The organism is Pseudomonas leptonychotis (assembly GCF_004920405.1).
In the GTDB taxonomy this organism is placed as follows: domain Bacteria; phylum Pseudomonadota; class Gammaproteobacteria; order Pseudomonadales; family Pseudomonadaceae; genus Aquipseudomonas; species Aquipseudomonas leptonychotis.
The window spans coordinates 17,069-34,805 of sequence record NZ_RFLV01000005.1; the positions used below are offsets into that span (position 1 = coordinate 17,069).

Below are 17,737 nucleotides of genomic sequence, written 5' to 3' on the forward strand. Positions count from 1 at the left end.
GTGCATCTGCAACGACAAGGCTGTGTCATGACCTCCAAGCTGGATCAACTCAAGCAGTTCACCACCGTGGTCGCCGATACCGGCGACCTCGACGCCATCGCCCGTCTGAAACCGGTCGATGCCACCACCAACCCTTCCCTGCTGCTCAAAGCCGCTGCCATGCCGGGCTACAGCGAACTGCTGAAAAGCGCCGTCAAGGCCAGCCAGGGCGACCTGGGCTTGGCCTGCGACCATTTTGGCGTCGCTGTGGGTGGTGAAATTCTCAAAATCATCCCTGGGCGGATTTCCACCGAGGTCGATGCACGTCTGTCCTTTGACACCCAAGCCACCCTGCGCCGCGCCGAGCGCCTGATTGGGCTTTATGAAGAAGCCGGTATTGGCCGTGAACGCGTACTGATCAAGATCGCGTCGACCTGGGAAGGTATTCGCGCCGCTGAGCAACTGGAAAAGGCCGGCATCCAGTGCAACCTAACCTTGCTGTTCGGTTTCGCCCAAGCCCAGGCATGCGCAGATGCTGGCATATTCCTGATTTCACCCTTCGTCGGCCGCATTTACGACTGGTATAAAAAAGCCGAGGGCCGTGACTATGTCGGCGCCGAGGACCCAGGCGTGCAATCAGTCACGCGCATCTACAACTACTACAAAGCTAACGCCTACCCAACCGTGGTGATGGGCGCGAGCTTTCGCAATCTTGGCCAAATCGAACAACTGGCGGGATGCGATCGCCTGACCATCAGCCCAGAATTGCTGCAACAGCTGGCGGATGATCAACAGCCACTAGCCCGCCTGCTCAATCCGGGCAAGGCTGCCGAAGCCAAGCAGAGCCTGAACGAAAGCCAATTTCGCTGGGCCATGAACGACGACGCTATGGGCACGGAAAAGCTGGCTGAGGGCATTCGTTTGTTTGCCCGCGATCAGGAAAAGCTGGAAAAGCTGTTAACCGCTCAAGCCTGACAGCCCTAAATGCAAACGGGGCGCTCATTGAGCGCCCCGTTTGTTTATACAGCCAACATCAATGATGTTCGAGGGCATTGACCAGATCGTGAAAAGCCTCGCGATTGGACTCGTTCAAGCCCATCAAAATGCGATGCGCCTCTAGCACCTTGGTTCGCACCAATTCTTCCGACTGATCCTGCGATGGCAGGTCATCCAGGCAATCCGGGCACGGCAGCGGTGTGTCGACGATATTGAATACCTGATCGAAGCCCATGGACTGCAACAACCGAGTGATGTCGGCGTGCGTAGTCACCACCGTGGGCAGTAAACCAATTTTCTGCCGCGACAAGATCGACAACTTGGCCAAGAGCCCAAGGGTAGTGCTGTCGATACTGCGGGTTTCAGTCAGATCAATCACGATGGCTGAGAAGTTCAGCGCAGTGAAGATCTTCTCGATGGTCGAGTCCAGAGCCGAACACAGCGTCAGACGAACTTCACCGACAAACTTCAAGATGAAGGTGCCATCTTGCTCGGCAAACTGGATTCTACCGGGGCTTATCCCAGGGTTCATGCAAGGTTCCTGCTTAACACCAGCAAGGCGATATCATCCGGCATATCCCCAAGATTGGCCAGCCCAAAAGCCTTGCGCAAGCCATCTAGGGTGCCACCCGCGGAACTGATCAGTTGCGGCAAGAGCGTTTCCTTGTCTTTCAAGGTATCACCCGGCAACAAATCGAGGATGCCGTCGGAGAGCAGCGTCAAGCTGAAGGCTTCAGGCAAGTCCATTTCCAGATCATTGTATTCGGCTTCAACAAACAGTCCGACCGGCAAGCCACGCCCTTCTAGGTAACGCGCCTGCCCTTCGCTGTACAGCACAGGCAGAGGTAGATGACCACCAATGCTGTAGGTCAGGCGATTGTTGGCATGATCGATCACACCACCGAGCATCGTCACGTGCTTGCCCAGCTTGCAGTTGATCAGCCCCCGGTTGATATGGCCGAGCACCTCAGAGGGCTTGAAATTTGGCAGATTACCGCCGCGACGCGACTCATACAGCAAACGCGTGGTCATAAACTTCAGCAATACAGTGATAAATGCCGAAGACGCGCCATGCCCGGAAACATCGGCCAGATAAAAAGCGATACGGCTGTCGTCGACGCGGAAATAGTCAACAAAATCGCCCGACAGGTACAACGAAGGAATGATCTGGTGCGCGAAGTTCAAGCCGTCAGCCTGCCAAGGCGTGATCGGCAGCATGTTCATCTGCACCTGACGACCAGCGTTTTGATCTTCCTGCAGCAGGTGCAAACTGGCTTGCAGTTCGCGGTTGGCGGTTTCTAGCTGATCACGGTAGCGCTGGTTTTCCAGACGCAGATTGGCGCGATCCAGCGCACGGTGCACGGAGTGCTCCAGTACAGCCAGGTCAGCCAGGGGTTTGATCAGGTAATCGGCCGCGCCCAGGCGCAAGGCCTCGACAGCATCACTCATCACACCCGCACCGGACACCACGATCACCGGGGTTTCCACATGCAGTGCATTGATACGACGGATCAGCTCAAGGCCGTCGACTTGCGGCATACGCAGATCGCAGATCACCAGATCCGGCGACTCTGCATGAAAGACATCCAGCCCCTGCGAGCCATTAGCGGCTTGCAGCACATGAAAACCACTGTCTTCCAGGTAGGCTGCGAGGCTCGCACGCACTACGTCGTCGTCATCGATTATCAGCAACGTGGCACTGGTTTTGTGCATGGGGTATCCAGGCAAACTGCGCCGGGTGTGGGTTGGCTTATGCGTCAGGGCAATTGCCCGGACGCGCGAACTCGGCTTGCATCAAGGCGCAGACGGTACTCCCATCCGCAACGTGATTCAAGCGTGCGCCGGTCGTCGCAGCATGCCTTTACACCTCAAATCAGCCAAGGTTATAAGAGCTGCAGGACAGCCCCCATAACAAGAGGAAAATGCCCATGAGCCAAAATGATCGTGACTACAGTGAAAAACGCGATTACATCCGTATGCGGCTAGAGGCCCCCGTCACCCTGCACCATGACGGCAAAGAAATTCCCGCACTGTGTCTAGACCTGTCCAGCACCGGCATGCAGCTGGAGGCCGAGAGCGCGGTGAAGATGGGCGACAAGGTACGTATCCACATCGCCTCAGACCATAACGAGTTACGCGGATTGGATGCACAGGCCGAAGTGGTGCGCGTTAGCGCAATGGACGACGGCCGTCAGGCGCTGGGGTTGGCAATTATTTCCATGAGCTGAATACGCTCAAAAACAAAAAGGCGACCATACAGGTCGCCTTTTTTATGGTCCGCCATCCATGGCAGCCACTCTACGAATCATTGCTACACAACGTTAAGAACTGCTCCAGGCCGACGACTCAGAAATCGTCTTCAACCTCGCCATCGCGCACTTTGAATTCGCGATTCTGCAGGTAGGCATTGCGGACAAAGATGTACTTGTCGCCACTGATCAGACGCTCAGCCGAGAGCAGGCTGGCACGCACATCCACCAGATTGACGGCTCGCACGACATTACGGGTTGGCACATGGTCGATATACGCAGGGGCCGTCAGCATGCTGTCAGGCACCTTACCGAAGGCATCGCGTACGGTGCTCGGCCCCAACAGTGGGAGCACTACGTAAGGCCCGCTGTTGAGCCCCCAAGCCCCCATGGTTTGACCAAAGTCCTCATCGCTGCGCTGCAGGCCCATAGCGCTGCCCACATCAAAGAAACCCAACAAGCCGAAAGTGGTATTGAAGATCAGGCGGCTGCTATCAACTCCCGCGTCATGGAATTTGGCTTGCAGCAGATTGTTAGCCAGGTTGCCCACATCCCCGATATTACGGAAGACGTTATGCACACCCTCTTCAAGAAATTTCGGGGTAACGGCCTGGTAACCCTTGGCCAGAGGCTTAAGGGTATAGGCATCAACATTGTCGTTGATGCGGAACATAAAGCGATTGTAACCCTGCCAAGGGTCGTCCTCATTGGCTTGCGCCAGCGCAGGCAGCAACAATAGGCCCGCACAGGCAAGCAGCACGCCCAATCGCTCAGTCCAACTCACACCAGTCACACGCATTACAGTCACTCCTTGAAAATAGTCGGGCTGCCTACCTATTGGGAGGCCACATCAGGTGGCGCATTATAAGGCGGCAACACCGCGAATTGGCAGCATAGCGGATGAGTAGGCGCCTGATAACTTCTTAATCGATGGCTATGCGATCATCGTCCGGTTGCCGACAGAGCCTCACTGACACAACCTCGTCATCAAGTTGTAACGCAGGGACATTAGCGTGGACTAGACCATCTTCAAGGACGGCCCATGCAAACCCCTGCTTCCTCGCCCCCATTCAGCGCCATATTGTTCAGTTTGTCCGGTTGCCTAGTGGACTTCGGCGCACGTACCGCCCCCCTCACCCTGCAACGCCTTTATCCGGCAGCATGTGCCCCGCAAAACTTATCGCATGCCCTTGGCCGTGAACCGCACCCAGAGGAATGGCGAGCTTACCAACAAGAACTGTGCACGATGGCTCAAGCGCATGCAGAAGCCGTGGGCTCCGCTGTGCCCCTGCTAGAACGCCTGCAAAACCAGGGTGTACCTTGTGCCTGGCTAGATGAATTACCGCGTGATGCCAGTACTTACCTGGCCAGTGCACTGCCAAGCTGGCTACCTGGCACACCCGATCACAATCATCGGCCATGGCCAGCGCCCGACGCCATCTGGCTCAGTCTGATGGCCTTAAAGGTCAATCAGCTTGAAGGCTGCGTACTGGTCAGCGGCGAGCCGCGCCTGCTGCAAGCAGCACTCAATGCCGGTATCTGGACCATTGGCTTGGCGATCAGCGGCCCGCTCTGCGCCCTGGCGCTGGCAGACTGGCAAAGCCTGCCAATGGGCGAGCGTGACCGACTACGCAGCCAAGCCACTCTGCATTTGTACCGACTTGGCGTGCATTCGGTAATTGACCAGCTCAGCGACCTGCCAGCCTGCTTGGCAGACCTCAGTCAGCGCCGGCAAAAAGGTGAAAAGCCGTGAGCGCACTGAGAACGCAGGCAAACCTGACGCTTGATCCAAAGCAAGCAAAGCCAGCGAGCTTGGATTACCCTAAACGTATGCAGAACCTTCCGCACCCGCGCAAGGTCAGTCACTCTGTCGATTACTAAAGGGAGATTTCCATGCCTGCAAGCACCCTGCAGCAACAACTGCAAGACCTGCGCGACCAACTGGCCGAGCAACCGCCACTGACTGAAGAAGAACGCGCCGAACTGTTTGTGCTGACTCAGGAAATTGAACTGCAACTGGCCCGCGAGGCCGCGGCAGCTCCTGACGCAACCCTGATTGATGGAGTGAACCTGGCGGTGGAGCGCTTTGAAGCCAGCCACCCAACCCTTGCCGGCACCCTGCGCAATATCGTGCAGAGCCTGGCCAATATGGGTATCTAAGCGCCCATCCACTCAGTCTAAGAAAACCCCAGCACTAGCTGGGGTTTTGCATTACTGGCGTGCCAAACGGCGGTTATCCGGGCTGATCGGACCGCTACTGCGATACGGATTGATATCCAAACCGCCGCGCCGCACGTATCGCGCATAGACGGTCAGCTGCTGCGGTTTGAGCAAGCCCTGCAAGTCGAGAAAAATCCGCTCCACGCACTGCTCATGAAAGTCCGCGTGCTGACGAAAGCTCACCAAATAGGCCAGCAGGCTGGCGTGATCCAACGCCGCACCGCGGTATTGCACCACCAGCGTGCCCCAATCGGGCTGCCCAGTAACCGGGCAATTGGATTTGAGCAGATGGCTGTGCACGCTCTCTTCAACCACTCGCGTCGTATCACAACGCAGCAGTTCGGGTTGCGGCTGCGCATAGTTGCTGATGGCCACATCCAGCTCATCAATGCAGCTGCCTGGCGCACTGCCAACCCCCTCTGCCGTCACGTCACCCAGGCTGCGCACACGCACGCCAACAGACTTACCTGCGGCCGCCGAAAGGTCTTTTTTCAATACGACGACCAACTCGTCAGCAGTGTTGAACACCGATTGATTCAGCGAGTTGAGATACAGCTTGAACGACTTTGACTCAATAATATTCGGCGAATCGGCGGGAATGGCGAACTCACCCATGGCCACCACCGGTTTGCCCGACGGTAGCAACCAGGACAACTCAAAACAGTTCCAGAAATCCACACCCTGGTAGGGCAGCGTTTCAGCACTCAAGCCCAGCTCAGCCCACTTGGCCGCACGAGGAATCGGGAACAACAGAGAAGGGGTGTAAGTAACGATGTATTCGCTGGATTTACCCAGAGGCGAATCTTCGGCGGCGGGATGCATAGGTATGACCTGACTAATCGAGACGCAGCGATTGTATACAGTTTTTAAAGTACTTCCGCGAGACCAGCTCGGCACTCAAGCCAGTTCAGCCACCACCGCCGCCAACGCCTGCGCCGGGTCGGCCGCTTGGCTGATGGGTCGGCCGATAACCAGGTAGTCAGAGCCAACATCCAGCGCCTGGCGCGGCGTCAGGATACGCCGTTGATCATCCTGCGCACTGCCCGCGGGACGAATCCCAGGGGTTACCAGTTGCAGTGCAGGGTAAGCACTTTTCAGTGCTTGCGCTTCCTGAGCCGAACACACCAACCCATCCAGCCCCGCCTGTTGCGCCAGCCCGGCCAAACGTAACACTTGCGCCTGTGGCTCGACGTCGAGGCCAACACCTGCAAGGTCTTCACGCTCCATGCTAGTCAGTACGGTCACGCCAATCAGCAACGGCTTGGCGCCCGAAAGTTTGTCCAGAGTCTCGCGGCAGGCGGCCATCATGCGCAAGCCACCCGAGCAATGCACATTGACCATCCACACACCCATTTCAGCGGCAGCCTTTACCGCCATCGCCGTGGTATTGGGAATATCGTGGAATTTCAGGTCGAGAAACACCTCAAAACCCTTACCGGCCAGTACGTTGACGATGTCCGGACCACAACGGGTGAACAGCTCCTTGCCGACTTTTACCCGACACTGCGCCGGATCGAGCTGATCAGCCAACGCCAGTGCGGCATCACGGGTCGGAAAATCCAGGGCAACGATAATAGGGGTCTGACAAGCGGGCATGGCTAGGCTCTCGGGCAAGACAAATTCGGCGCGCATTGTAGCGGATGCATCGCCCCTCTGCCGCTCCGGTGATCAGCCTAGCGCGCCAGAACGCTAGACCGACCCACCGTTAGCTAGCTGCAACCGACGCTACTCAACAGCCAAAGCCACCAGCTCATCCGGCGCAGGGAACGCCTGGCGAAAACTGAACGCCTGCGCGCTCGCCCCTTGCTCACGCAGCAGCGCCAAGCGTTCGGCCGCTTCCTGAATCGATGGGCGATGCCCAGCCGGCACCCACCACAGCACCATATGCGCCGCACTGACTTTGCTGAACCACTCCTGACGGCGCTTGAGCATCTCGGTATGGGCGGACTTGTACACGTAATCACTCAGCGCCGGCACATCGCGCCACACCGACAGATTCACCAGCACCTCATCACCAAACGGGCGCAGCGCCGTGGCGTCGCCCGCCTCGTCCTGCAATCGCCAGATATAGCCTGGCGATGCTTCAGCAAGCGCGTTAATGCGCTCCAGATTGGCGACGAAATCGGCCATGCTCGGCGACTCCAGCGGCTCCTTCATCGTTGCAATATTCAACTGTGCAAGTTGGTAGGCAGACATCGACACGCTCCTTTTAAAGTAGTTTCCTGATTAACCATTGCCCTTAGCGCACAGTTCCAACGCCGTGCAGCCGCACAACGCAGGGCTGCAACTCAGCGGTTCAACGCGAAAGCGGATCATCCCAGAAGGGCCGCTCGCTTTCCTGCAGCACATCGCCACGGCTCAGGCCGAGATCCTTCAACGCCGCCTCATCGAGCATGGATAAACGCCGGCGCTGCTCTGACAACTGCCACCAACGATAGAGCTGGCGCCCGACTGCACGCAACACCTCAAGCGGCCGCCGACCCAGCAAGCGCCCAGTTCCAACTAACGCATAACCTTTTTGACCTTTCATCTCGTCGCCCTCCTTGTGGGGTTGGCGACAGTCTCGCGCTGGGCTTATGATCAATCCAACGAATGTTTCTTATGCAATACATCTCAGAGATTGATGAATGGCCAATTATCCGAGTATCGACAGTGAACTACTGCGCACCTTTGTTGCAATTGCTGATCAGGGCGGCTTTACCCGCGCCGCGGAGATGGTTAACCGCACCCAGTCGGCCGTCAGCATGCAGATGAAACGCCTCGAAGAAGACGTGATGCAGCGTCCGCTGTTTATTCGCGATGGTCGCCAGTTCAGTCTTACCGCCGAAGGCCAACTGCTACTGAGCTACGCCCGACGTATTTTGAAATTACATGCCGAAGTGATGAACAGCATGCGCGAGCCACACATGGTCGGCACCGTGCGCATCGGCACCCCAGATGATTATGTGATGCGCTTTATGCAGGGCATTCTGGTGCGCTTCGCTCAGTCCTATCCGTTGGTGCAGGTAGAGCTGCATTGCGAACCGTCATTCCAGCTGCTGCAACGCCAGGATCTCGACCTGACGATCGTCACCCGCGAGCCTGGTACTGAGATCGGTCAATTGCTGCGTCAGGAGCACCTAGTGTGGGCCCAGGCCCGCAACAGCAACCTGCATGAACTGGAAACCCTGCCCCTGGCAATGTTCAACTCACAGTGTTTTTGCCGCTCTTGGGCCAGCAATGGCTTGGATGCGATGGGCCGTAACTTCCGTATCGCCTACACCAGCCCGAGCCTGTCGGCCATCATGGCTGCAGTCAGCGCCGGCCTGGCCATTACCGCCCAGCTGCAAAGTCTTATTACTCCGGACTTGCAGGTCATTGGCGAAGCGCAAGGCATGCCAGCCCTGCCCTCGGCCAGCATCGTGCTGTTGCGTAACAGCAACACGCAAACCCAGGTCACCGAAACCTTGGCCGAGCAGATCGCCGAAGGCTTTAAAGCTTAAGCCCCAGCGACACGGCACAGAGCAGTAGAAAGACCGTGAACAGCGCACGCAGCAGGCGCTCGGGCAATGCATGCGCCAAACGCACACCCCAGCTGATGCTCAACATACCGCCCAACGCTAAGGGGGCACCCAGGAGCCAATCAACATGGTCATGGGCCGCATAGGTGACCAGGGTCACCGCTGTGCTCGGCGCCGCCAGTGCCAGGGACAACCCCTGCGCCACCACTTGGCTGGTGCCAAAAACCGTGGTTAAAACGGGCGTCGCCAACACCGCGCCGCCGACGCCGAACAACCCACCCAGCAAACCTGCACCACTGCCCAAGAGCGTCAGCCAGGGCCAAGGATAACGCAGCCCCACCGACAACATGGCGGGCTTACTGTAGAGGCGCGAGAAGTTATACGCCGCCAGTAACACCAAGAAAATCACAAAGCTTAGGCGCATGCGCTCCGCCTCCAAAGTGACCGCCCACCCCGCACCCAGCACAGCAAAAACCAGACTCGTGGCCGCCAACGCGCAAGCATGCCGCCATGCGATTCGATTGCGTTGGTGATAGCGCCACAACGCCAGCAATACATTGGGCACCACCATCACCAGCGCCGTACCCTGAGCCAACTGTTGATCCAGGCCAAACAGCACGCCCAGCGCAGGAATGGCGATCAGCCCACCACCAATCCCAAACAGACCGCCCAAGGTGCCAAGGACGAGTCCGAGCAGCAGGTTCAAGACAAAATCGAGCACGGTCATCGGCACGCTCCAGGAAGAGCTTCACAGCCTAACCAGTGGCTACTAGCCGCGAAACGCACAGCAACGCACAATGGCTTTGCTTATAACGCGCAGCAAGGCCTTAGCATGAACCCCGATAGCCTGACCGACCAACTCAGCTTGTTTCTCGATGTATTGGAAACTGGCAGCTTCTCCGCTGCCGCCCGTCGGCACCCATTGACCCCCTCGGCCGTTGCGCGCCGCATTGACGGCCTGGAACGTTCGCTCGGCAGTAGCCTGTTCAGCCGCAGTACCCATGCTGTGCGCGCCACCTCTGCCGGGCTGGCATTTGCCGAGCGGGCCAGGCGCATTCTCGCCGAGCTGCACCTGGCCCGCGCCGAAGCCGTTTCACTAAGCAGCGCCCCGGAAGGGTTAATCCGCATCGACGCGCCCGCACCATTCGGCCGACGCCATTTGGCTCCCGCTATTGCCGAATTTTTGGTCGCCTATCCGGGTCTTGATGTGCAGCTACGGCTGATCGACAGTTTCGTCGACCTACAGGGCACACACTTAGGCGAAGTCGACCTGGTGCTGCGCATCGGCCCGCTGGCCGATACCCGCCTAGTCGCCACAGCGCTATCGCCCATGGTGCGCGTCGTCTGCGCCAGCCCCGAGTACTTGGCTCGTCGCGGCCTACCCCGCAGCCCCAGCGAGCTCGAAGAACATGACGGCCTCAATTGGGACAGCTTGGCACCGCCCTACGCCTGGCGCTTCGAGCAGGACGGCAAACTGCAGCTGTGCCGACCCAAACGCCTGCGCATGACCGCCAACAACGCCGAAGCCTTGCTGTTTAGCGCACTCGCCGGCCTCGGTATCGCTCACTTGCCCACCTGGCTGATCAGCGATTACCTGCTGCGCGGCGAACTGCTGCCGTTATTCTGCGAGAACGGCCTACCAGCACCCGAACCCAGCGGCATCTACGCCCTGCGCCTGGAGCGCGAGACCGACTCACGCAGCCGCTTGCTATTGGAGTTTCTCAAGGCCCGCTTTGGCCCAGTCGCGCCCTGGGACTTAGCCCTGCAAAGCGGCCTACAGCGGCACTAACGGATGCAGTTCAACATAACGCAGGCATAAAAAAGCCCGACGCTAGGTCGGGCTTTTTGTTCACACGGTTAAAGCCAGTCTTAGACCGGGGCTTTAGCGCGGGATTTGTACTCACCGGTACGGGTGTCGATCTCGATCCAGTCGTCAATGTTGCAGAAGTCTGCAACCTTGACTTCGGTACCGTTGCTCAGCTTGGCCGGCTTCATCACTTTGCCAGAGGTATCGCCACGGGCAGAACCTTCGGTGTAGGTGATCTGACGAACGATGGTGGTTGGCAGATCAACCGAAACCACTTTGCCTTCGAAGAACACGGCTTCGCAGACGTCGGTCATGCCATCGACGATGTACGGCATTACGCTTTCCAGGTCGTCCTGGTTCAGCTCGTACTGATTGAACTCGTTGTCCATAAAGACATAGTTCGGCTCGCTGAAGTAGGAGTAGGTCACATCTACGCGATCCAGGATAACCGGTTCAAGCTTGTCGTCAGCCTTGTACACAGTTTCAGTCGAAGAACCGGTCAGCAGGTTCTTCAACTTCATTTTAACGATGGCGCTGTTACGACCGGACTTGGTGAATTCGGCCTTCTGGATCAGCCAAGGTTGGCCGTCGATCAGGGCCACACTGTTGGGCTTCATTTCTTGTGCGGTTTTCATACGAATATCCGGGTTTGGATGGAATTACAGAATTCTTGGCCGCGTATCATAGCCAATTTAGGTAAAACTGCACCAGCGCCGCGGCAAGATCGGTCTGGGCAGCCCGTGCTAGGCACCACTCTTCGGCATGCTCCGCCTGCTCTGGCCAGCTTCCCAGCAGCTGTTTCCAGCTTTCAGCGCTCGCGCCATTACTATTCCAGGCATGCCATAAAGCAACCAGCGCCGCCTGCGCATCAGCCGATAAGCCTTCTTTATAGAGCGCCAGAAACGCGTCGAGCTTTTCCAGATGCGCGCCATCAGCCTGCTCATAGATGTGCCAGAGCAACGGTCGCCCGGCCCATTGCGCGCGTACAAAAGAGTCTTCACCGCGCACCACATTGAAGTCGCAACTCCAAAGCAATTGGTCGTACTGCTCCTGCCGCATAAACGGCAGTACTTGGATATGTAATTGACCACGCTGCTGAGCATCTCCTGCCTGCAGCGCAGGGCCACCGAGCCAGGTTTGCAGGCTACTCAGAATGCGCCCCTCAGGCACCAGCAATTGCGTGAGTTGTGACCCAGCGGCCAACGCATCCAACCAACCGGCCAAAGCATCGGTTTCATAAGCAAACAGAGATATCCGCCGCGCGCCCGCTAACGGCTCCACGCCTAGGCTCACTAAGAACGCATCACGTGCAGCTTCATCGGCTTGAAAGGCTCGCCGTTGCGCCAACAACTCGCGCTCACGTAGCAGGCCGCCCGTGCCATTAGTAAAGCCGGGGAAGAAAAAGAACTTCGACAGGCCACTGGACTGTAGCGAGGGCAAACCATGGCAACCCGCCACCCAATCCTCGGCGCTGAGGTATTCAAGGTTGAGCCAGAGGATTTTCGTCTGCCGCTGCGCCATCGCCGCTATATAGGTCGCCGGCAGCTCACAGGCAAAGGCCTCGACCACTACATCAGCCGGTGCGACGGGCTGCCATTGGCGCGCCCAGACGCACACCTCAACACCCTGCTGCATTTGCCGCAAAGCCTGCACGTCCGCCTCTGGACACAAGCGCGCAAAAGCCCCGAGGTCATCCACCCACAAGCGCACCGCTTGGCCATGCTCGGCCACCAACTGCCGCGCCAGCCGCCAGGTCACACCGATATCGCCGTAGTTATCGACAACGCTACAGAAAATGTCCCAGGTGGCGCGCATGCGCTGCTCCGTTTTGCACTGAGCCACCTTAGAAAGGCGCTCGGCGTGCCAGTAAACAGCAGAAACGAAAAAGCCCGACATCAAGTCGGGCTTTTTCGTGAATCTATATGGCGGTGAAGGAGAGATTCGAACTCTCGATACGATTTCTCGTATACACACTTTCCAGGCGTGCTCCTTAAGCCACTCGGACACTTCACCGGATGTCGACAAGCATTGCTGTTTGTCGAGGCGCGCTAATCTAGCCGAACAGCCGGTTAAAGGCAAAATATTTTTTCAGAAGATTCATGTGCTTATGCCAAGTACCGGTCAGCAGCCGGAACATCTCCCAGATCATTTTTGGCGTAATAGAGCAAAGCACGGGGCCGACTGAATAAAGACAGCCTCAGCAAACCGATCAACCGCAAGAAGGCATCGAAGCCCACCAGCCCGCAATAAAGCAGCCCACGCAAAAGACTGAAGCAACGCCACGCTAAGTCTGCGACGTGCTGGAGGGTCAGCTGTCTTGAGCACTTATATAGCCAATAACAGCAGTAACCACTGACTCATCAGTCAGCCATCGTGCTTTACCTGATCGATGCGGATGAGTAACGTCTGCTGCACTTCAGCACAAGGAACCGGACCATGAGCGACCTGATCAGCTACCAACTCGACGATGGCATTGCCACCCTGACCCTGTGTAATGGCAAGGTAAATGCCATCTCCCCGGACGTGATCACCGCGTTCAATGCGGCCCTAGATCGTGCCGAACAGGACAAGGCCATCGTTATCATCACAGGCCAACCGGGCATCCTTTCCGGCGGCTACGACCTTAAGGTGATGACCTCCGGCCCGCAAAATGCGATCAACTTGGTTGCCTCCGGCTCCACCCTGGCGCGGCGGATGCTTGCCCACCCCTTCCCGATCATCGTCGCCTGCCCAGGCCACGCGGTGGCCAAGGGTGCCTTTATTCTGCTCTCGTCCGACTACCGGATTGGTGTCGAAGGCCCGTTCAGCATTGGCCTCAACGAAGTGCAAATCGGCATGACCATGCACCACGCTGGCATCGAACTGGCCCGTGATCGTCTGCGCAAATCAGCTTTCCACCGCTCGGTCATCAACGGTGAGATGTTCAACCCGCAAAGCGCCGTCGATGCTGGCTTCCTTGACAAGGTAGTGCCCGCCGAACAATTGATGGAAACGGCTCTGGCAGTCGCCCAACAGATGAAGAAGATCAACATGACCGCGCACAAGAACACCAAGCTGAAAGTACGCAAGACGCTGCTCGAGACCCTCGACCTGGCAGTCGAGCTGGACAAGAAGCACATGGTGTAAGCAGACAAGGCAACACCGCAAAGCCCGGCCCATGTGCCGGGCTTTTGCATTTAATGGCAAAACAATGGCGAACCCGCAAGCAATCTGGCCAACCTGTATTACTTTTAACAGGTAAGGCCAGGGAGCAGAGGCACTCACCGATCTATTCGAAATTGCCGTCGGGAGCATGTTATGAAGATTGCCCACAAGGTTGGCCTGGCTGCGGCCATCGTGCTGTTCCTTACCACCAGCCTGCTGTCACTGGCGCAGGTCAACCAGGTGCGCGGCACCCTGCACAAACAGGTGGCCTCAAGCATTGCAGAGTCGAGTAACGCGCTGGCGCGGCAGATCGAGAACTGGCTCAACGCCAAGCTCAAGCTGATGGACTTGATGGCGCAAAGCATCGACAGCAATTACAGCCCCGAAGAAACCCAGCGCATCGTCAATACGCCAATGCTGAAAAACGAGTTCATTCTGGTGTTCGGCGCCCTGCAAAGTGATGGCAAACCGATCAAAAACAGTGACGAGTGGAAGCCTGCGCCAGAGTGGGACGGTCGCCAGCGCCCCTGGTATGCCACCAGTAAAGCCAGTAGTCAGGCCGTGCTCACCGAACCCTACGTGGACTCAACCACAGGAGAAATCCTGATTTCCGCCGTCACGCGAATCACCAATGCCGGCGAATTTCTCGGTGTGCTGGGCGGCGATATCCGACTGGAAACTGTTGCCGATGCAGTTAACACCCTTGATTTTAATGGTGCCGGCTACGCCTTCTTGCTCACCCGCAATGGCAACATCATTTCCCACCCCAACACCGAGTTGAACAGCAAAAGCTATAGCGAACTGTTTGATGGCCAAAGCCCTGCGCTCAATAAAGAGCTGCAAGATATCAGCACTAACGACAAAGACCTTCTGGTGTCCTTCACCCCACTGCCCAATCTCAAAGGCATGGACTGGTATATCGGCGTAGTGCTGGACAAAGGGGTGGTTATGGCTGAGGCCAACGCCCTGAGTTGGCGAGCAGTGATTGGCACTATCCTGGGCGTGGTCATCAGCTTGATCGTTCTCGGCGTGCTGATGAAAAGCCTGTTAAAGCCTCTTGATCATCTAAATACGTCTCTGCAGGAAGTAAATAGTGGCGAAGGCGACCTCACTCGCCGGCTACCTGCCACGGGTAACGATGAAATCTCGCAGGTCTCAAAAGAGTTCAACAGCTTCCTACAAAGCCTGCAGAGCCTGATCAGTGAGGTGATGGGCAGTTCCAGGCAGGTGCGCGAAAGCACCGCCCTAACCTCCAGCGAGGCCAACCAGGCCGCCAACCGCTTGCAGCAGCAGCTGCAGGAGCTTGATCAGCTCGCCACTGCCATGCAGGAAATGGCATCCACCGCCGAAGAAGTTGCGCGCAATGCACAGGCTGCGGCGCAGGCCGCATTGGCAGCCAATCAAGAAACCGAGAATGGCGTGCGCGTGGTCTCGCGCTCCACCGAGGCGATCAAGCACCTGGCCGAAGAAATGAACGAAACCGGCCATGCGATCAACGAATTGGCCAAACTCAGCCACAACATCGAGTCGATTCTCTCGGTGATCACCAGCATTGCCGACCAGACCAACCTGCTCGCCCTCAACGCCGCCATCGAAGCCGCGCGCGCCGGTGAGTCCGGACGAGGTTTTGCCGTGGTCGCCGATGAAGTGCGCTCGCTGGCCTCACGCACCCAGCAGTCGACCCAGGAAATCCGCCAGATGATCGACCAGCTGCAATCCGGAGTGAAGCAGGCCGAATCGCGCATGCAGCAGAGCCGCGACACTGCCAGCAAGACCGCCGAAGAAGCCGGCGCGGCCAACGAGATGCTCGGGCGCATCAGCGATGCCATCACTCGGATCAACGACATGAATCTGCAAATCGCCACCGCCGCCGAGCAGCAGAGCGCCACCACCGAGGAGATCAACCGCAACACCACCAATATCCGCGACATCAGCCATGAGGTGGCCGCTGGCGCCGAAGAACAGGTACGCCAGTGCGCTGTGATGGTCGAACAGGTCGGCCAGCAGGACCATCTGCTCGGGCGCTTCAAGGTCTGAGCGCTCATCTATCGGGCTGCACCTGCGCGTGTAGCCAGCGCCAACCGATAAGGAGATTGGGTATGCGCATACTCGTAACGTGGCTGCTGTACCTGGTCATGCATGGCATCGCCCAGGCGCAAACGCCCGTCAGTGTTACGGTGCTGTGTGACGCCAGTTATCCACCCTACAGCTACGCCGAAAACGGTGAAGCCAAAGGCCTGTACAGCGACATCCTGCGTACGGCCTTCGCGCGCATGCCGGACTATCGCGTCAGCATCCGTCCAGTGCCTTGGCCACGCGGGCTGGCGGCGCTGGAAAAAGGCACAGCCTTTGCCCTGTTCCCGCCCTACCATCGCCCCCTGGAACGCCCGTGGATGGATTACTCGCGGCCGATTCTGGAGGAAAGCGTGGTGGCCTTCGTACGCACCGAGCTTGCTCAGCAGCGCGCCATTGAAGATTTCCCGAGGGCTTACGTCGGCCTGCGCATCGGCCTCAACCGAGGCTTCAATATCATCGCCGCGCCGAGCTACAAGACCATGCTCGCGGCGGGTGAGGTCACACAGAGCTACGCCACAGACAATCGTACCAACCTGCTGCAGCTAAGGCGCAAGCGCATCGATGTGTATATCAATGATCGCCTGTCGATCCTCTGGGAGCTGCAACAGATGCACAGCGAAGGCCTGTTTGCCAGCAGCGGGCTGGACTGGCTGGTTGAAGGGCCAAAGCTCTCCAGCGAACACGGTCACCTGGGCTACACCCGGATCAATGAACAGGCCTACCCCTACAAACAGGACTTTATGCAACAGCTGGATCAGGCCCTGCTAGCCCTTGAACACGACGGTAGCATCATCCGCCTGGCCCAGCGCTACAGTTCGATTGACCTGCTGCCAGCCACCGATCAAGGCTCTGGCGAGGGAGCAACAAGCGGTAACGACCTCTGATCAGCATCAATTGCCGAAAACAGTGCACGCCCGTACACTGCGCGCCTTTTTCCTATGACGGGCGTACCAAATGCTTTTTCTTCTGCGCATGCTGGCGATGGGCGTGCATTTTATCCTCGCCGGCATCTTGGGCCTGTTAATTGGCATCTGCCGTCCGTTCAACCCCGATAACAGCCGCCTCTGTGCGCGCCTGTACAGTATCCCGGCGCAATGGCTGCTGCGCTGGAACGTCACTATTGATGCACAGCCGCTACTCGACCATCAGCGTTCGTGCGTGATAGTTGCCAACCACCAATCCAACTATGACCTTTATGTGCTCGGCCGTGTGGTCCCGCCACGGACAGTGACCATCGGCAAAAAGAGCCTGAAGTGGGTACCCTTCTTTGGCCAACTCTTCTGGTTGGCGGGTAACGTACTGCTGGATCGTGGCAACGCCATTCGAGCGAAGCAGGCCATGCTCACCACCACCGAAACGCTTAAGCACAAAGACACCTCCATCTGGGTCTTTGTCGAAGGCACCCGTAATCTGGGTAAAGGGCTGCTGCCTTTCAAAAAAGGTGCGTTTCAAATGGCGATTGCCGCCGGTGTGCCGATTATCCCAGTGTGCGCCAGCACCTACGTCAATCACATGCAGCTCAACCGCTGGAACAGCGGTGAGATCATGATCCGCTCGCTGCCAGCCATCCCTACTGCCGGCCTGACTCAGGATGACCTGCCGAAGCTGCTCGAAACCTGCCAGAAGCAGATGCAAGAGTGCATCGATGCCATGGACGCCGAGCTAACGCAGCGCACCTGAAGCGCAGATGCTTAACCAAGCCCGGCCCAGCGCCGGGCTTTTTTATGCCGCACGCCGGTTGCCGCCGCAGCCAGTGCTCGGCAACT

The 17,737-nt window shown here is 57.8% G+C and carries 20 protein-coding genes, 1 tRNA gene and 1 pseudogene; 11 read left to right on the forward strand and 11 right to left on the reverse strand.

The window, feature by feature from the left end; all coding sequences use genetic code 11:
• Positions 1–27 precede the first annotated feature (27 nt).
• Positions 28–954, forward strand: a complete 927-nt coding sequence (tal, locus tag D8779_RS18185; RefSeq protein ID WP_136665883.1) for a transaldolase — start codon at positions 28–30, stop codon at positions 952–954.
• 58 nt (positions 955–1,012) lie between these two features.
• Here the strand turns inward: tal and rssC are convergent, their stop codons facing one another.
• Positions 1,013–1,495 (reverse strand): anti-sigma factor antagonist RssC, encoded by a 483-nt coding sequence (rssC, locus tag D8779_RS18190; RefSeq protein WP_136666114.1) that lies wholly within the window; start codon positions 1,493–1,495, stop codon positions 1,013–1,015.
• An 8-nt stretch (positions 1,496–1,503) separates the two neighbouring features.
• A complete protein-coding gene (rssB, locus tag D8779_RS18195; protein ID WP_136665884.1) occupies positions 1,504–2,688 on the reverse strand; it encodes a two-component system response regulator RssB in 1,185 nt (394 codons plus the stop codon).
• 215 nt (positions 2,689–2,903) lie between these two features.
• Between rssB and D8779_RS18200 the strand changes: the two genes are divergently transcribed.
• Positions 2,904–3,203: a PilZ domain-containing protein gene (locus D8779_RS18200; RefSeq protein ID WP_136665885.1), complete on the forward strand. Its 300-nt coding sequence runs from the start codon at positions 2,904–2,906 to the stop codon at positions 3,201–3,203.
• A gap of 118 nt (positions 3,204–3,321) precedes the next feature.
• Here D8779_RS18200 and D8779_RS18205 read toward each other — a convergent pair whose 3' ends face one another.
• Positions 3,322–4,023, reverse strand: coding sequence for an MlaA family lipoprotein (locus D8779_RS18205; RefSeq protein WP_136665886.1), 702 nt, complete (start codon positions 4,021–4,023; stop codon positions 3,322–3,324).
• Positions 4,024–4,470: 447 nt separating this feature from the next.
• Here D8779_RS18205 and D8779_RS18210 point away from each other — a divergent pair, with 447 nt between their 5' ends.
• Together D8779_RS18210 and D8779_RS18215 are read left to right on the forward strand one after the other, a co-directional pair.
• Complete coding sequence (locus tag D8779_RS18210; RefSeq protein ID WP_338109879.1) at positions 4,471–4,977, forward strand: HAD superfamily inactivated hydrolase PcrP; 507 nt, start codon at positions 4,471–4,473, stop codon at positions 4,975–4,977.
• Between the two features lie 140 nt (positions 4,978–5,117).
• Positions 5,118–5,384 carry a DUF4404 family protein gene (locus D8779_RS18215; RefSeq protein WP_136665888.1) on the forward strand — a complete coding sequence of 89 codons (267 nt, stop codon included), beginning with the start codon at positions 5,118–5,120 and terminating at the stop codon, positions 5,382–5,384.
• A gap of 51 nt (positions 5,385–5,435) precedes the next feature.
• Here D8779_RS18215 and queF read toward each other — a convergent pair whose 3' ends face one another.
• The 4 genes from queF to D8779_RS18235 form a co-directional block, all read right to left on the reverse strand.
• On the reverse strand, positions 5,436–6,266 hold the full coding sequence (queF, locus tag D8779_RS18220; protein ID WP_136665889.1) for an NADPH-dependent 7-cyano-7-deazaguanine reductase QueF: 831 nt from the start codon (positions 6,264–6,266) through the stop codon (positions 5,436–5,438).
• A gap of 75 nt (positions 6,267–6,341) precedes the next feature.
• Complete coding sequence (gene pyrF, locus D8779_RS18225; protein WP_167492595.1) at positions 6,342–7,040, reverse strand: orotidine-5'-phosphate decarboxylase; 699 nt, start codon at positions 7,038–7,040, stop codon at positions 6,342–6,344.
• Positions 7,041–7,169: 129 nt separating this feature from the next.
• Entirely contained in the window at positions 7,170–7,640 is a 471-nt protein-coding gene (locus tag D8779_RS18230) for a DUF3291 domain-containing protein (protein WP_136665891.1), read from the reverse strand.
• A 100-nt stretch (positions 7,641–7,740) separates the two neighbouring features.
• Positions 7,741–7,974, reverse strand: coding sequence for a DUF1127 domain-containing protein (locus D8779_RS18235; protein ID WP_136665892.1), 234 nt, complete (start codon positions 7,972–7,974; stop codon positions 7,741–7,743).
• Between the two features lie 97 nt (positions 7,975–8,071).
• On the opposite strand from D8779_RS18235, the gene D8779_RS18240 reads away from it, so the two are divergent.
• Entirely contained in the window at positions 8,072–8,926 is an 855-nt protein-coding gene (locus D8779_RS18240) for a LysR substrate-binding domain-containing protein (protein WP_136665893.1), read from the forward strand.
• Here the strand turns inward: D8779_RS18240 and D8779_RS18245 are convergent.
• On the reverse strand, positions 8,916–9,671 hold the full coding sequence (locus D8779_RS18245; protein ID WP_136665894.1) for a sulfite exporter TauE/SafE family protein: 756 nt from the start codon (positions 9,669–9,671) through the stop codon (positions 8,916–8,918). The two genes, D8779_RS18240 and D8779_RS18245, sit on opposite strands and share 11 nt — an antisense overlap.
• 105 nt (positions 9,672–9,776) lie before the next feature.
• Here D8779_RS18245 and D8779_RS18250 point away from each other — a divergent pair, with 105 nt between their 5' ends.
• Positions 9,777–10,733: a LysR family transcriptional regulator gene (locus D8779_RS18250; protein ID WP_136665895.1), complete on the forward strand. Its 957-nt coding sequence runs from the start codon at positions 9,777–9,779 to the stop codon at positions 10,731–10,733.
• Between the two features lie 80 nt (positions 10,734–10,813).
• Here D8779_RS18250 and efp read toward each other — a convergent pair whose 3' ends face one another.
• From efp to D8779_RS18265, 3 genes are all read right to left on the reverse strand, one after another.
• The gene (gene efp, locus D8779_RS18255; protein ID WP_136665896.1) at positions 10,814–11,386 is read right to left on the reverse strand and encodes an elongation factor P; all 573 of its coding nucleotides are present in this window, start codon (positions 11,384–11,386) and stop codon (positions 10,814–10,816) included.
• 46 nt (positions 11,387–11,432) lie between these two features.
• The gene (gene earP / locus D8779_RS18260; protein WP_136665897.1) at positions 11,433–12,566 is read right to left on the reverse strand and encodes an elongation factor P maturation arginine rhamnosyltransferase EarP; all 1,134 of its coding nucleotides are present in this window, start codon (positions 12,564–12,566) and stop codon (positions 11,433–11,435) included.
• Between the two features lie 108 nt (positions 12,567–12,674).
• Positions 12,675–12,764 (reverse strand) — tRNA-Ser (locus tag D8779_RS18265).
• A gap of 423 nt (positions 12,765–13,187) precedes the next feature.
• On the opposite strand from D8779_RS18265, the gene D8779_RS18270 reads away from it, so the two are divergent.
• The 5 genes and pseudogenes from D8779_RS18270 to D8779_RS18285 all read left to right on the forward strand — a co-directional run bounded on the left by D8779_RS18270 (position 13,188) and on the right by D8779_RS18285 (position 17,651).
• Complete coding sequence (locus tag D8779_RS18270) at positions 13,188–13,877, forward strand: crotonase/enoyl-CoA hydratase family protein (RefSeq protein ID WP_136665898.1); 690 nt, start codon at positions 13,188–13,190, stop codon at positions 13,875–13,877.
• 171 nt (positions 13,878–14,048) lie between these two features.
• Positions 14,049–15,074 (forward strand): annotated as a pseudogene (locus tag D8779_RS21175) (HAMP domain-containing protein); the annotation flags it as partial.
• A gap of 30 nt (positions 15,075–15,104) precedes the next feature.
• The gene (locus tag D8779_RS21180) at positions 15,105–15,932 is read left to right on the forward strand and encodes a methyl-accepting chemotaxis protein (RefSeq protein ID WP_405121142.1); all 828 of its coding nucleotides are present in this window, start codon (positions 15,105–15,107) and stop codon (positions 15,930–15,932) included.
• A 62-nt stretch (positions 15,933–15,994) separates the two neighbouring features.
• Positions 15,995–16,855: a substrate-binding periplasmic protein gene (locus tag D8779_RS18280; protein ID WP_136665900.1), complete on the forward strand. Its 861-nt coding sequence runs from the start codon at positions 15,995–15,997 to the stop codon at positions 16,853–16,855.
• 70 nt (positions 16,856–16,925) lie between these two features.
• Positions 16,926–17,651 carry a 1-acylglycerol-3-phosphate O-acyltransferase gene (locus D8779_RS18285; RefSeq protein WP_136665901.1) on the forward strand — a complete coding sequence of 242 codons (726 nt, stop codon included), beginning with the start codon at positions 16,926–16,928 and terminating at the stop codon, positions 17,649–17,651.
• Positions 17,652–17,737 lie beyond the last annotated feature (86 nt).

Coding starts and splice junctions, on each gene's coding strand:
- D8779_RS18230 (WP_136665891.1), bottom strand. CDS start 7,640: ATGTCTGCCTACCAACTTGCACAGTTGAATATTGCAACGATGAAGGAG.
- efp (WP_136665896.1), bottom strand. CDS start 11,386: ATGAAAACCGCACAAGAAATGAAGCCCAACAGTGTGGCCCTGATCGAC.
- D8779_RS18270 (WP_136665898.1), top strand. CDS start 13,188: ATGAGCGACCTGATCAGCTACCAACTCGACGATGGCATTGCCACCCTG.
- D8779_RS18215 (WP_136665888.1), top strand. CDS start 5,118: ATGCCTGCAAGCACCCTGCAGCAACAACTGCAAGACCTGCGCGACCAA.
- D8779_RS18235 (WP_136665892.1), bottom strand. CDS start 7,974: ATGAAAGGTCAAAAAGGTTATGCGTTAGTTGGAACTGGGCGCTTGCTG.
- tal (WP_136665883.1), top strand. CDS start 28: ATGACCTCCAAGCTGGATCAACTCAAGCAGTTCACCACCGTGGTCGCC.
- D8779_RS18240 (WP_136665893.1), top strand. CDS start 8,072: ATGGCCAATTATCCGAGTATCGACAGTGAACTACTGCGCACCTTTGTT.
- D8779_RS18200 (WP_136665885.1), top strand. CDS start 2,904: ATGAGCCAAAATGATCGTGACTACAGTGAAAAACGCGATTACATCCGT.
- D8779_RS18285 (WP_136665901.1), top strand. CDS start 16,926: ATGCTTTTTCTTCTGCGCATGCTGGCGATGGGCGTGCATTTTATCCTC.
- queF (WP_136665889.1), bottom strand. CDS start 6,266: ATGCATCCCGCCGCCGAAGATTCGCCTCTGGGTAAATCCAGCGAATAC.
- D8779_RS18205 (WP_136665886.1), bottom strand. CDS start 4,023: ATGCGTGTGACTGGTGTGAGTTGGACTGAGCGATTGGGCGTGCTGCTT.
- D8779_RS21180 (WP_405121142.1), top strand. CDS start 15,105: ATGGGCAGTTCCAGGCAGGTGCGCGAAAGCACCGCCCTAACCTCCAGC.
- earP (WP_136665897.1), bottom strand. CDS start 12,566: ATGCGCGCCACCTGGGACATTTTCTGTAGCGTTGTCGATAACTACGGC.
- D8779_RS18250 (WP_136665895.1), top strand. CDS start 9,777: ATGAACCCCGATAGCCTGACCGACCAACTCAGCTTGTTTCTCGATGTA.
- D8779_RS18280 (WP_136665900.1), top strand. CDS start 15,995: ATGCGCATACTCGTAACGTGGCTGCTGTACCTGGTCATGCATGGCATC.
- D8779_RS18245 (WP_136665894.1), bottom strand. CDS start 9,671: ATGACCGTGCTCGATTTTGTCTTGAACCTGCTGCTCGGACTCGTCCTT.
- D8779_RS18210 (WP_338109879.1), top strand. CDS start 4,471: ATGGCTCAAGCGCATGCAGAAGCCGTGGGCTCCGCTGTGCCCCTGCTA.
- pyrF (WP_167492595.1), bottom strand. CDS start 7,040: ATGCCCGCTTGTCAGACCCCTATTATCGTTGCCCTGGATTTTCCGACC.
- rssB (WP_136665884.1), bottom strand. CDS start 2,688: ATGCACAAAACCAGTGCCACGTTGCTGATAATCGATGACGACGACGTA.